Below are 12,500 nucleotides of genomic sequence, written 5' to 3'. Positions count from 1 at the left end.
TCAGCCGCACTGTGCGCTGGGCAGATCCCAGAAAGTATGTGCGGAATTGAGCAGTGGCCGCTGTACTCTGAAAGTGGCCGTCGCGGCGTCTTGTGCTCGAAGGGCAGCAGTGGGTCGGGAAGCGCCTGCTGGCAAGTGGCTGGCAGAGGTCGCTTGCCGATCTCTATCTGGCCGCAGGCAGAAACGGAATCCCATTGGTGGCGCCTCCATTGATTTAAGGCGTGGCGACATCGCTGCCCCGTGAGCACTCGAGAAGGCGGTCAAGGTCATTCGCGCACCATCTGCGGACGACCGCAGTTCGGCCGACGCGGCCGTCCAAGGTCTGGGAGGTGTTTTTCATACGCTCCTGGCCACTTGGTATCCTTGTTGCTGCCAATACCCCGCCCTCGCTCAGCGGCTGCCCTCGAATTCTGCCACGATGGCCTCGATCATCGCCCGCACCCGGGCGGTGTGGCGCAGGTCCTGATGGGTGACCAACCATACCTCGTAGGGCTGCGCGCGCTCGCGTTTGGGCCAGATCCGCACCAACCCGTCGCGCTCGGCCAGGTGCACTGGCACTTCGCCGATGGCAATGCCGGCCTGGATCGTCGCGCGCAGCATCAGGCTGGAGTTGACCGCCGACACGAGCCGGCCCGCGTGGGTCGGCTCGCCCACCAGCGTCGGAAGGCGGCTGCCGCTGGTATGGGGCTGGTAGATGACGAGGTCGTGCCCGGCGAAGCCGGTGCCGACGGCCGGCTCGCCGTGCCGCTTCAGGTATGCCCTCGATGCGTAGAGTCCCACCGCCCAGCGGGCCAGCAGGCGGGCCGCCAGGTCGGGGTTCTCGGGCTTGATCGTGCGCACCGCGATATCCGCCTCGCGTCGTGCCAGGTTCATCATCTGGGTGGACGTGTTGAGCTGCACGCGCACGTCCGGGTGCTCGGCGTGCAGCCGCTCGATGGCCGGGATCAGGAACCCCAGCGCCAGCGTGTCGGTGGTGGTCACTCGCACCTCGCCTTCCAACCGGGTATCGACGCCTTGTGCCTGCCGGGCCAGCTCGTGGGCCGACTGCTCCATCTTCTCGGCGGACCTGAGCGCGTTCTCGCCCGCGTTGGTCAGCACGTATCCATCGGAGGTGCGCAGGAACAGCGTGGCGCTCAGCGCGTGTTCTAGCGCGGCGATACGCCGGCCCACGGTGGCCTGGTCCATGTTGACTACCTTGGCCGCGCGCCGCAGAGTGCCCTCGCGCTGCACGGCCAGGAATACACGGGTGTCGTCCCAGTTCATATCGGATCCTTCCGAGGAGGCGGATGAGGTGATGCAAAAATGCATTGCTGACCTGGAATATATCAGCATGACTGCATCGCCGCGCCGACCTACATTGAGGCCCTGGCACAGAAACCGGGCCGCGTATGGCTGATCTGCCCATCGGCCTCCGGCCCATCCACTAAGGACATTCCCATGAAAGCCATCGACTTCCAGGACTTCGGCGACGCCGACGTCCTGCAACTGCAAGATCTGCCCGTGCCCGAACTGCGCCCGCAGGACCTGCTGGTGCGCACTCACGCCGCCGGCGTGAACCGCGCCGACATCATCCACCGCCGCGGCGGCTATGGCCGCGCCAGCTTTGGCGATTCCACGGTGATGGGCCTGGAAATCGCCGGCGAGGTGATCGCAGCCGGCGCCGAGGTGGCTGGCTTTGCGACTGGCGACCGCGTAATGGGCATAGTGGGCGGCGGCGGCTATGCCGAGGTGGCGCGCATCGACTACCGGCAGGCCATGCACATCCCCGACCGGCTTGACTACGTGCATGCCGCCGCGATTCCCGAGGTGTTCGTCACGGCGCACGAGGCGCTGCTGCACCTGGGTCGTCTGCAGGCTGGCGACAAGGTGCTGATCCACGCGGGCGCCAGCGGCGTGGGTTCGGCCGCCGTGCAATTGGCGCATGCCACTGGCGCGCGGGTCTTCGCCACGGCCAATGGCGGCAAGCTGGCGCGCGTTCGCGGCTTCGGCGCGGACGTGCTGATCGACTACAAGGCCGAGGACTTCGGCGAGGTGGTGAGGCGCGAAACCGATGGCAACGGCCTAGACGTGATCGTTGATTTCATCGGCGGTTCCTACCTGGAGCGAAACGTTCTTTCGCTGGCCAATGGCGGCCGGCTGGTGCAGGTCGGCCTGCTTGGCGGCGCAGAGGGTGCGAATCTACCGCTGGAGCGGCTGCTTTACCGCCATCTGCAGATCATCGGCACGGTGATGAAATCGCGTACGCCGGAGGTCAAGCGGCAGATGGTAGCGCGCTTCTCGCAGCGCTGGCTACCGGGCTTTACTGAGAGCGGACTGGTGCCGGTGGTAGACAGCGTGTACCCGCTGGCCCGGGCCGCCGATGCGCACCGGCGCATGGAGTCGAACCAAAACGTGGGCAAGATAATTCTGTCGACCGGGGCATAGCGGGATCACTACGTTGCCGGCAGGCGGAAAACGACGGTGGATTCAATCCGCCCTGACCTCGCTCAGGCCGCCTGCCAGTTGGCGCTTGCCAACCCGCTCAAGCGTGGTTTCCCTGGCCTGCCCCGCCCGCAGTCGACGCGAGCGCGTGCCTATCATGCAAGCCATCGTTGCTACCAAGCTGGTCGAGCGGCAGTAGTGGGGGAGGAAGGCAATCAGGTAGCGGAGGGCCGAGGTCCCTTCCCGGCCATAAGCGGCCTTTGACCTCGACGAAGCGAAGGACCGTTCTAAATCCACTTGCAGCCATTTGCCCAGGTAGCGTTTCGGGAAACCCCTACGTTGTCGATGGCCTTCAACTGAGCCTTGGTCGACCGCGGGCGTCGCGCCAGTCCCCACACTTTGCACGCCTCACGCCTTTCATGACGGCGGCCATGGGCCGGCGGCGCACAGCACCTTCCACGACCCAGGTGCGCACGGCCCGGTGGGGACATTCAACTACCCGATCTGCGACCAGCCCGGAAAAGCCGGTGGGTGCGGGCCCATCCCGATCCGACCAAGACCCGTCTGGCGGTCATGGCCCTCTGCTACGAATCGAGGCGGGATGTTGCCACAGCATACGCCGCGGTATCCGCACCTCCGTTTTGCCCGAGTTGAAGCCATATACCTAGACAACGCCTTCTTGTCCGCGGAGAACCAAGCACGGCCGAGCTCTCGTCACGATTACACGGACGGCAAACTCGACGATTCTCCAAGAATCCCGATGCTCGCACTTTAACACAACGAGTGTTGTCTTAAATCGAATTGCGAGTTATTGTTCATGCATCGCGCCGGCCAGCGTCCATCACCGAGGAATGAAGGAGACTTATCATGCTTACCACCCAATCCCAACGAGAGGCGTTTCGCGAGGACGGCGCCGTACTTATAAAGAACTGCCTCGACCCTGTGCAGCTAGCCCGGTGCTATGAGGCTTTCAAGTGGAACGTCGCCAACCCGGGCCCATATCACTTCCGCTCGCTGGACGGCACCAGCCTGCAGACCCATATCGACAACGCCAATCCGGTGGTTAAGCAAAAGCTTGACGACCTGGTCACGACGCTGCCGTTCGGAATGGTGTTCCAGGAGTTATGGGGCTCGGAGCATGTTTGGTATTTCGCCGAGGAGGTGTTCGCCAAGGAAGGCGGCAACAGCGGCCGCGGACCGTGGCATCAGGACACCGCGAACCTGCCGTGGGCCGGCCAGCATTGGGGCAACGCGTGGATTACCTTCCAGGCCATTCCAAAGAAGAACTCGCTGGAGATCATTCGCGGCTCCCACCTCGGCATCCAGTACGACGGGGCCAGCTTCGCAAATGCCGATGACCCGACCGATCCGCTGTACGGCGACGGCACCCTGCCCCGCCTGCCGCATATCGACAAGGAGCTCGCCGAAGACCCCAATTCCTGGGACGTGCTCTCCTGGGAGGTGCCCCCTGGCGATGTCGTGTTCCTGCATCCACGTTCGCTTCACGGAGGAGCCGCCGTCGATGCCGCCTGCCCGACCCGCCACACGCTGGTGCTGCGCTTCTTCGGTGACGACGCCACGTTCCGCGCCCTGCCAATGTCGAACCCGCGCTATGCCCGCAACGGGCCGCTCTTCCGGGAAGAAATGGCCAGGCTCAATGAAGGCGAACCGTTCCGCTCGCCTGTCTTCCGCCAACTCGCCTGATATCGCCTTGCACGGAGCAGCAGCCATGAAACGACAAATGATCAATCCCGGCCGCACGCAGGCAAGGCACTACGACCAGCTTCACTTCTCTTCGGCGACCCGTGTCGGCGACATGATCTGGGTGTCCGGTCAGGTGGGCTTCGATCTGGTGACGGCCACGGTGGGCCAGGGAATGGAAGCGCAGGCCCGGCTGGCGTTTGAAAACCTGAAGGCGGTGCTCGAAGCCGCAGGAGCCGGCCTTGCCGACGTCGTGGAAATCATGACTTTCCACACCGACCTGCGCGGCGACATCCAGGCATTCGTGAAGGTCAAGGATGAATACCTCCCCGACCGCTATCCCTCCTGGACCGGCGTGGGCGTAAGCCAATTGGCCCGGCCCGAATTCCTGGTCGAGATACGCGCGATTGCGGTCGCCGGCTGCGGCGCCGGCTGACAGCAGAGGCCGTGCCCCGTTTGCACACCGGGGCCGCGGCACGACATCCTTAGAAAAAAGAACAGCGACAAAGCTGATGGAGACATAAACATGAAGCGTCCGAATGCGGTCGTCAGACCGGACAAGCCATCCAGCATTCTTGCGCGGCTTGACCGCCTGCCGGTAATGGCTTCCCACTACGTCTGGGCCGCGCTGCTCGCGGCCAACCTGATGCTGGAGTACTACGACAACGCCATCTTTGCCTATGCCAGTCCCACGATCAAGGCCCACACCAATCTGAGCACCGAGCAGATCGGCGTCATCAGCAGCGCGTTCTTCATCGGGATGATCATCGGGGCTCTGGTGGGAGGAAGACTGTCTGACCAATGGGGACGACGTTCGGTGCTCGTATGGACCACCGTCCTGTACTCGCTGGGAGCGTTGGCGACGGCATTCGCACCTACCTACGAGACCATACTGGCCTCCCGCGTCATCACCGGTATCGGCGTGCAGGCCGCCACATCGGTGCTGCTTGTCTATATCGCCGAAATGTTTCCCGGCAGGGCACGTGGCCGCTTCGTCTCCATAGTGACGATCGGGTTCGTGGTCTCCGGCATCGGTGCTGCCGCGCTGGCGATGTTCTATCTCCCACACGGCAGTAGTGATGCCTGGCGCAACCTGTTCCTGGGCGGCAGCGTCGGCCTGCTGATTGCGCCCCTGGCACGCTTCATCCTGCCGGAATCGGTGCGCTGGTGTGTCTCGCGCGGTCGATTCGACCGCGCCGAACGCATCGTAAGCGAGCTGGAAGCGCGCGCGCTGCGCCGCGGTCCGCTCGACGAACCCGCAATTGCCACCGTTCAACCGACCGCCGCAGCGCCCACGCTACGCGACCTCTTCAACGACAAGGCCTTGCTGCGAACCATAGCCGTGCTCACGCTCGGCTACTTTGGCGCCAGCCTGGCCTATTACCTGTTCGGCCAATGGGGCGTCTACTCGCTCGTATACAGCCTCAGGTACTCCGAGGAACATGCGTATTTCATCCAGTTCCTGTGGAACGTGATCTATGGCGCCACGCCGTTAGTCGCCATGCTGTTTCTCGACCGGTATGAACGCAAGTCCACCATCCTTGTCGTGTCCGTGCTAAGCGCACTGCCGTTGGCCGTGCTCGGCATCTCGGCCACCAGTTGGGCAGTGATCGGGGCAGGAGGACTCGCCGCCATCATCACGGGGCTCGTCGTCAACGCCTACTACACCTACATCCCGGAGACGATACCGACGCAGCTGCGCGCCCTCGGCAGCGGGATCGTGATGTCTGGCGGGCGGTTCGGCGGAGCGGCAGCCGGCGTCCTGGGCGCCGCGCTGTTCTCCGCAAGCGGCATGGCTGGCGTCATGCTAGCGGCGGCAGCCTGCTACATCGTCTTCTCCATCCCCGTCGCGCTGTTCGGCCCGCGCACGACCAACCGCTCGCTGGAAGCCGTTGCCGGCGACGAGTCGGGCGCTGCCAACGGAGCGCGCCAATGCCCGGACACGTCCATGGCCGCCTGACACGGCATTTGCGTCTAGCGCGGATTGTTCCCGCCCGCATAGATCACCAGACAAAGGAAAGCGGCAACGTGACTGAAGACTTCAAGACATATCGAACGCTGGGCGGCTGGATAGAAAGGCCGGCTGACCTGCAGCCATCGCTCGAGGGCCATACCAACGCCGATGTGGTCATCGTCGGCGCCGGCTTTGCCGGGCTATGCGCGGCGCTGGAGCTCGCCCGGCAGCGCGTGAAGGTGGTCGTGCTCGAACGCGAGTTCTGTGGCTATGGAGCGAGCAGCCGCAACGCGGGCTATCTCGCCGGCGGGCAGGGACTCAAGTACGACCGCTTCCTCAAGCGGGCAGGCCATGAGAAAGCGAAGCAGATCGTCCGCTTCTACCAGGAAGGCGTTAGCTTCGCCGAAGGCAAGTTCGCGGAGCATGGGATCGACTGCGACTACAACCGGTCGGGATTGATCCGTGCCGGCATCGACCCGTCGCAGGAAGCCAGGGTGCGCGAGGATATGCGGATTGGCGCCGAACTCGGATGCCCATCGGAGTACCTGGACCAGGCCGAGATGCGAGCACGCGGCATCCCGCCAGCGTTCCTGTTTGGCAGCTACGTGCCGACCGGCGGCACGCTCGATCCCGGCAAGTACGTCCTGGGACTGCGGCGCGCGGCCCTGCGGGCAGGCGTGACGATCCACGAAAACACGCCGTTGCTGTCCTTCACCGAAGGACCAACCGTCAGGGTGCAGACACCTCGCGGCAGCGTCAGCGCGCCGGTCATGATCCTGGCCACCAACGCCTATACGCCCCAGCTCGGCCCGCTCGCGGACAAGGTGGTGCCGTTGCGGCTTTCGGCCCTGGAGACCGAACCGCTTTCCCCTGTACAGCTGGCGGCGCTTGGATGGCACCGCCGCGAAGGCATCACAACCATGCACCGGGTCATGGAGAGCCATCGCCTGACGGCGCGCAACACGCTGGTCTTGACGACCAAGCGCCTGCGCTACCCGTTCGGCTCGCGGACGCCCGAAGTGCCCGAGCACGACCAGTATCGAGCGCTGCGGATGGCCCTGCATTACCGCTTCCCGCCCTTGAGGGGCATCGCCATCCGGCGCTGCTGGAGCGGCTACATCAGCTACGCCGACGACGGCCTGCCGGTCATAGGCCGCACAGGAGCAGACAGGAACATTTACTACGCGGCGGGATGTTCCGGCCACGGCGTCGGCACACAGGGCATGGTCGGACACATGCTGGCGGAAGACATCCAAGGCATCGGCAACCCGCTGCTTGTCATGCTGATGCAACACGCGTCACCCGCGACGCTGCCGGAACCCCTGCGCTGGCTGGCCCTCAACGGCGCCCTGAAAGTCGCAAGCGGTCTCGATGAACGTTCGAACCGCAAGGCGCGCCGGGCATGAGGCAGCGTGAGAGGCGGACTCGCAATTGCCGGGAGCATCCTTTCCCGCCCACGTATCACCTGAAACTCAAACGGAAATTCCCATGACAGATCTGTACGATGTTGCCGTGATTGGCGCTGGCTTCGCAGGCGTGACCGCTGCGCGGGACCTCAGCATGGCAGACCACTCTGTGGTACTGCTTGAAGCGCGTGACCGCATCGGCGGTCGGACTTGGTCGAGCACGGCGCTTGGCCTGGAGCTTGAACTGGGCGGCACCTACGTGCACTGGACGCAGGCGCATGTGTGGCGCGAACTCAAGCGATATGGCATCGGCCTGGCGACACCGATGCCGGTGACCAGGGCCTATTGGTACGCCGACGGCGTTGTACACGCCGGGACGTGGGAACAACTCAACCAACTGGCCACGCCGCTGGTCGCCCGCTTCTTTGCCGATGCGCGGATGCACTTTCCCCAGGTGGATGACCTGGCAGCCGCCGACGTCGGCACGATCGACAGGCAAACCATCGGCGACCGGCTTGACGCGCTTGAACTCTCGGCGCACGACCGCGACGTGCTGGTCAACGCGATGTCCATCCTGGTTTGCTCCGAACGCGAGCAAGGGCTCGCACAACTGCTGTTCTGGTGCGCGATCTGCTTCGGCAACTGGAGCGCGTTCAAGGAAATCGCCGGGCACTGGCCGATCGAGGGCGGCACCGGTCGCCTGATTGGCGCCATGAGCGCCGAATCGAAAGCCGAACTGCGCCTCTCGACGCCAGTGGCCGCTGTCGATGACAACGGGCACGAGGTCATTGTGACCACACGCGATGGACAGCGTATCCGGTCCCGGCGAGCCGTGGTGGCATTGCCGCTGAACATGCTGAGCGAGTTTTCCGTCACGCCTGCGCTGCCGCGCCCCGTGCGCGCCATGATCGAGCAAAAAAACCCGATCATGCCCAGCAAGATCTGGGTACGGGTCAAGGGCGAGATCGAGCCCTTCGTGATCTATGCACCAGCGGGCAAGCATCCCATCAACACCGCCCATGCCGAGCGGCGCGCCGATGGCGATACGCTGGTGGTGTGCTTCTGTTCCGACAGCTCGGCGCTGGACGGCAATGACCGCGAGGCAGTACAGGAGGCGCTGCGGGATTTCATTCCGGACATCGAAGTGTTGGACACGGTCTGCCAGGACTGGGCGAACGACCCGTTCTCCAAAGGAGGATGGATGCATCACCGCCCCGGCAATCTGACGCAGGCCGCGCCCTTGATGCGGCAGACCCACGGCCGCATCCATTTCGCGGGCGCGGACATAGCGCCCATCGGGGTCGGCGGCATCGACGGTGCCATCGAGACCGGCGCCAAAGCCGCCATTGACGTCGCTTGCGCCCTGCGTGGCGACCACCGGTTGTGATCCCGTGCTACGCGCGCGCCGCCCGTCCGCCGGACTTCTGCTCGCCCGGCACGGGCGCAACCAGCACCGCCAGGGCATCGATGAGCGCCCGCATTCGCTTGGGCGTGAAGCGCTTGGGTTCGATCGGGTACATCATCATCCATCCATCCCCCATGGCAACGAGCTGGTCGGTGAGGATGTCGGCCGGAATATCGTTGCGGACCGCCCCCCGTTCCTGCGCGTCCTTGACAATGGCGGCGAGCAGGCGACGATAGCGCGCGTAGCGCCTGCTGATGACTTCCGCAAACGCAGGCTCGTGTCGTCCCTGCGCCAGCAATTCCGATGTCGCCGGCCAGAACCTGGTGCTGCGGTCGGTCAGCCTGATCCAGCTTTCGAACGGCGCGAGGATGTCACCGCTTTCCCGAGCGGACTCCAGCATCGCGTCGAAACGATCGAATGCGCTTTCCATCAGCGCCACGACCAGCTCTTCCTTGTTTGCGAAGTAATAGGTCACCGCGCCGGTGGTGTAGCCCGCATGCTTCGCAACCTTGCGCAGCGATGCGTTGGCATAGCCCTCCTGTGCGATCACCGTTGATGCCGCGTGCAGCAACTCCTTGCGCTTCGCTTCGCGGTCGCCGACCGGACGACCCCGGGTTGAGACCTGCTCGATATCGTCGTCGCTTTCCATTGTCTTGTTCTGTCTCTTGAGCATTACGATCACTGGCTGCCAGCCTGGTTAGCCGCCAGATACGTGATTTTACAGAATCATCGTTATGTTTTGATTCCACGTGGCCCCTCTCCGGCTAGCTCCTCTCGGGCAAGGCCTATGCGCAGTCTGTTCCACCCAGGTAGTGTGCCGGCGTCCGCACGCCCCCACGTAGCCACACCTCTGCTCGCTCATGGTACCGCCCAGGCAGGGAATACCCGGCCTTTTTATTTAACATCACGCTCGTTATTCTAATTCACGATTTGCGCGAATCGCCGACAGATTCAGGACGAGTGCGCGGCCGACGCGCTGCATGCGGCCGCCAGGCAACTGACAAACAAGGAGATCGTTGATGGATGCATTCAGGCGCTATGCCTCTAACAAGGATGGGGCTGTGGTCACGGCGGTGCCGTGCAAACTGGCACGCGACTGGGGCAAGACGCCTGCCGTCGCACTTGCAGCATTTGGTGTCTTCGCAGGCGCGGCGCACGCCCAGTCATCCGTCACGTTGTACGGTACGCTCGACACCAACCTGGAGTTCAACACCAACTTCAAGAGCGCCGGCAGCGGCTCGGCCAATCGATACGCGCTGAACGGCGAAGGTCTGTCGGGTTCGCGTTGGGGCCTGCGCGGCGTGGAAGACCTCGGCAACGGACTGAGCAGCGTCTTCGTGCTGGAAAGCGGCATCGGCGCAGACGATGGCACCATGCAGCAAGGCGGTCGCCTGTTTGGCCGGCAGGCGTTTGTCGGCCTGCAGAGCGCCACCTACGGCAAGATCACCTTCGGTCGCCAATACACCTCTATGCTGGAGGCACTGGCCAACTTCTCGCCAGCGGCGATGTCGAGCCTGTATGAGCCCGTGATCGCCCAGATCGGACCGGTGTACCGCGAGGACAACACCGTCAAATATTCGGGCACCTTTGGTCCGGTCAGCGTCGGGGCACACTGGAGCTTTGGCACCGGCGGGAGCAGCGGCACCGTGGACCTGAGCCGCCTGGGTGGCTCGGGCGAGGTTCCGGGCCAGTTTCGCCGCGATACCGGCTTTGGCGCCCGGGCGTCCTATGCGGCGGGGCCATTCAGTGCCACCGTCACCTACGACCAGGTGAACCCGAGCATCGTCGGCAATGGCGGCTTCGCCGGTACCGGCACATTCAAAAAGGCCGCCGCAGCAGCCAGCTACGCCGTCGGTCCGGCGATCTTCATGACTGGATACCGCTGGGGCATGTCGACTGCGCCGGGGCAGACACTGACGCGCGATAACTTGTACTGGGCCGGCGTCTACTACGAGATGACGTCTGCGCTGAGCCTGACGCTGGACTACTACCACCAGACGTTCCGGTCCTCGACCTTGCCGGTGCTAAGGCCTGTCGGCAATCCGAGACAGTGGATGCTAATCGCCGACTACCGCCTCTCCAAGCGTACGGACCTGTACCTGACTACCGCTTACGCAAAGAATGCCGGCCTGTGCCTGGACACCGCTTCCATTGCGTTCAACAACGGCTATCAGCCCGCTGCTGGCAAGGACAGCATGTTCGGCGTCGCGCTGGGCATCCGCCACAACTTCTGAGCGCGACGGAAATCGTCAGACCGATGCAATCCCGATGCGGGCAGCTTCAGCAATCCGCATCGGGACATGATGCAAGGGCGGCCACTACCGAAGTGGTCCTCCCGGGTATCTCATCCCACCCGGTAGACGCCGTCTTTGTTCACCTCAACCCGCCCGTCCGCCAGCAGTTCTGCCAGATGCTGGGAAATCGTACGGGTCTCGGCATCGACTACCCATGAGCCTTGAAAGTCCGGCGGATACAGCAGCCGCAGGTCGACCAGCTGTGCCAGTGTCTTTGGCGATTCGCGCAGCAAGGTCAGCAGGCGCTGTTCGCGTTGGTCCAGCTTGGCCGCATAGGCAGCGAGATCGCGCAGGAAGTGCTCACGATCGGTATAGACGCCCCGATGATGGGAGGTAACCCACACCTTGGCCGGAACCTCGGCCAACCGTGCCAGGCTACGACGGAAGTCCCCCAGGCTGGACCCTGCATCGCCATAGTAGGGCCCGAATCCGGTCAGGTCGATGTCGCCCGTGAAAGCCACCCCCTCCGGTTCCACAAGGAGAACGGTATGGCCCGCGGTGTGCCCTGGCAGGTGGAAAGCCCGAATGCCGGTCTGCCCTAGATCCCAGCACGCACCGTCCACGTAGCCCTGCGCATCGGGCCGCGGCGCATAAAAGAATTCGCGCTGAAACCTGAGCAGGGTCTCCGATGCATACGCCGCATTACCGAAAGCGGCGACCATGCCATCCCAGCTCCTTGCCGCCGGTAAATCGCCTTCGTGCACATAGACCGATGCATCCGGTAGACGATGCAACCCAGCCATATGGTCCTCATGCACATGGCCCATCACCACCAGCTCGGTGGCGTCAAACTCGGGACCGATGTAGTTCGCGACAAGCGGCGTGTCGAAAGCCGCGCGGGTTTCGGAGCCCCGTATCAATACCTGGTTGCCGTCGGGATACTTGCCGCTCTTCTCGCCAAAGAAGACCGAGACGCGCCCGAGATCCACGCGCTGGATATGTCGATTCGTGCCGGAGTTGCTGAACGCTGTGCTCATGTCGATCATCCTCGCTGGGCAGTCTTAGCGATTTCCGCAGCCGGGGCGTTCCGGTAGCGATCAGGTCAGGCTGCGCAGCTTTGTTCTCTGTCTATTTATAGTAACACCAGTCATCAAAATAAAGATGCCCGCAAACGCGGCACAGACAGAACGTGGGATGTCGTTATAGACGTAGACGCCTTCACGCCAGGCGTCAGGGTTATGCTTCGACCGCCTTGAACATGTCCTCGACCACCTTCTTGGCGTCGCCGAACACCATCATGGTCTTGTCCATGTAGAACAGCTCGTTGTCCAGGCCGGCGTAGCCGGCCGCCATCGAGCGCTTGTTGACGATGATGGTCT

At 63.7% G+C, this 12,500-nt stretch carries 11 protein-coding genes; 7 read left to right on the top strand and 4 right to left on the bottom strand.

Features of this window, described 5'->3' with window-relative positions:
- Positions 1–390: 390 nt before the first annotated feature.
- The gene (locus tag ACAD63_RS26585; RefSeq protein WP_135702767.1) at positions 391–1,263 is read right to left on the bottom strand and encodes a LysR family transcriptional regulator; all 873 of its coding nucleotides are present in this window, start codon (positions 1,261–1,263) and stop codon (positions 391–393) included.
- 174 nt (positions 1,264–1,437) lie between these two features.
- Here ACAD63_RS26585 and ACAD63_RS26580 point away from each other — a divergent pair, with 174 nt between their 5' ends.
- From ACAD63_RS26580 to ACAD63_RS26555, 6 genes are all read left to right on the top strand, one after another.
- Complete coding sequence (locus ACAD63_RS26580) at positions 1,438–2,424, top strand: NAD(P)H-quinone oxidoreductase (RefSeq protein ID WP_195427223.1); 987 nt, start codon at positions 1,438–1,440, stop codon at positions 2,422–2,424.
- A gap of 864 nt (positions 2,425–3,288) precedes the next feature.
- Positions 3,289–4,125, top strand: coding sequence for a phytanoyl-CoA dioxygenase family protein (locus ACAD63_RS26575; RefSeq protein ID WP_434034617.1), 837 nt, complete (start codon positions 3,289–3,291; stop codon positions 4,123–4,125).
- Positions 4,126–4,162: 37 nt separating this feature from the next.
- On the top strand, positions 4,163–4,558 hold the full coding sequence (locus tag ACAD63_RS26570) for a RidA family protein (protein WP_240745803.1): 396 nt from the start codon (positions 4,163–4,165) through the stop codon (positions 4,556–4,558).
- 90 nt (positions 4,559–4,648) lie between these two features.
- Positions 4,649–6,082: an MFS transporter gene (locus ACAD63_RS26565; RefSeq protein WP_135702770.1), complete on the top strand. Its 1,434-nt coding sequence runs from the start codon at positions 4,649–4,651 to the stop codon at positions 6,080–6,082.
- A 68-nt stretch (positions 6,083–6,150) separates the two neighbouring features.
- Positions 6,151–7,482 (top strand): NAD(P)/FAD-dependent oxidoreductase, encoded by a 1,332-nt coding sequence (locus ACAD63_RS26560; protein WP_434034616.1) that lies wholly within the window; start codon positions 6,151–6,153, stop codon positions 7,480–7,482.
- 25 nt (positions 7,483–7,507) lie between these two features.
- Positions 7,508–8,869, top strand: coding sequence for a flavin monoamine oxidase family protein (locus ACAD63_RS26555; protein WP_255519656.1), 1,362 nt, complete (start codon positions 7,508–7,510; stop codon positions 8,867–8,869).
- Between the two features lie 7 nt (positions 8,870–8,876).
- Here ACAD63_RS26555 and ACAD63_RS26550 read toward each other — a convergent pair whose 3' ends face one another.
- Complete coding sequence (locus ACAD63_RS26550; protein ID WP_434034615.1) at positions 8,877–9,536, bottom strand: TetR/AcrR family transcriptional regulator; 660 nt, start codon at positions 9,534–9,536, stop codon at positions 8,877–8,879.
- 370 nt (positions 9,537–9,906) lie between these two features.
- On the opposite strand from ACAD63_RS26550, the gene ACAD63_RS26545 reads away from it, so the two are divergent.
- A complete protein-coding gene (locus tag ACAD63_RS26545; protein WP_434034614.1) occupies positions 9,907–11,121 on the top strand; it encodes a porin in 1,215 nt (404 codons plus the stop codon).
- A gap of 110 nt (positions 11,122–11,231) precedes the next feature.
- Here the strand turns inward: ACAD63_RS26545 and ACAD63_RS26540 are convergent, their stop codons facing one another.
- Entirely contained in the window at positions 11,232–12,158 is a 927-nt protein-coding gene (locus ACAD63_RS26540; RefSeq protein ID WP_135702774.1) for an MBL fold metallo-hydrolase, read from the bottom strand.
- A gap of 199 nt (positions 12,159–12,357) precedes the next feature.
- The coding region (locus ACAD63_RS26535) for an NAD(P)(+) transhydrogenase (Re/Si-specific) subunit beta (RefSeq protein WP_434034659.1) at positions 12,358–12,500 on the bottom strand (143 nt) is incomplete at its 5' end.

It is taken from the genome of Cupriavidus sp. a3, from assembly GCF_051015765.1.
Lineage (GTDB): Bacteria > Pseudomonadota > Gammaproteobacteria > Burkholderiales > Burkholderiaceae > Cupriavidus > Cupriavidus oxalaticus_A.
Note: the sequence above shows the minus strand (reverse complement) of the source record. Positions and strands in the feature narration are given on the sequence as shown.

What these genes read in the sequence shown, in the direction of transcription:
- ACAD63_RS26565 (WP_135702770.1), top strand. Translation starts at nt 4,649, where the DNA reads ATGAAGCGTCCGAATGCGGTCGTCAGACCGGACAAGCCATCCAGCATT.
- ACAD63_RS26540 (WP_135702774.1), bottom strand. Translation starts at nt 12,158, where the DNA reads ATGAGCACAGCGTTCAGCAACTCCGGCACGAATCGACATATCCAGCGC.
- ACAD63_RS26550 (WP_434034615.1), bottom strand. Translation starts at nt 9,536, where the DNA reads ATGGAAAGCGACGACGATATCGAGCAGGTCTCAACCCGGGGTCGTCCG.
- ACAD63_RS26570 (WP_240745803.1), top strand. Translation starts at nt 4,163, where the DNA reads ATGATCAATCCCGGCCGCACGCAGGCAAGGCACTACGACCAGCTTCAC.
- ACAD63_RS26545 (WP_434034614.1), top strand. Translation starts at nt 9,907, where the DNA reads ATGGATGCATTCAGGCGCTATGCCTCTAACAAGGATGGGGCTGTGGTC.
- ACAD63_RS26585 (WP_135702767.1), bottom strand. Translation starts at nt 1,263, where the DNA reads ATGAACTGGGACGACACCCGTGTATTCCTGGCCGTGCAGCGCGAGGGC.
- ACAD63_RS26575 (WP_434034617.1), top strand. Translation starts at nt 3,289, where the DNA reads ATGCTTACCACCCAATCCCAACGAGAGGCGTTTCGCGAGGACGGCGCC.
- ACAD63_RS26580 (WP_195427223.1), top strand. Translation starts at nt 1,438, where the DNA reads ATGAAAGCCATCGACTTCCAGGACTTCGGCGACGCCGACGTCCTGCAA.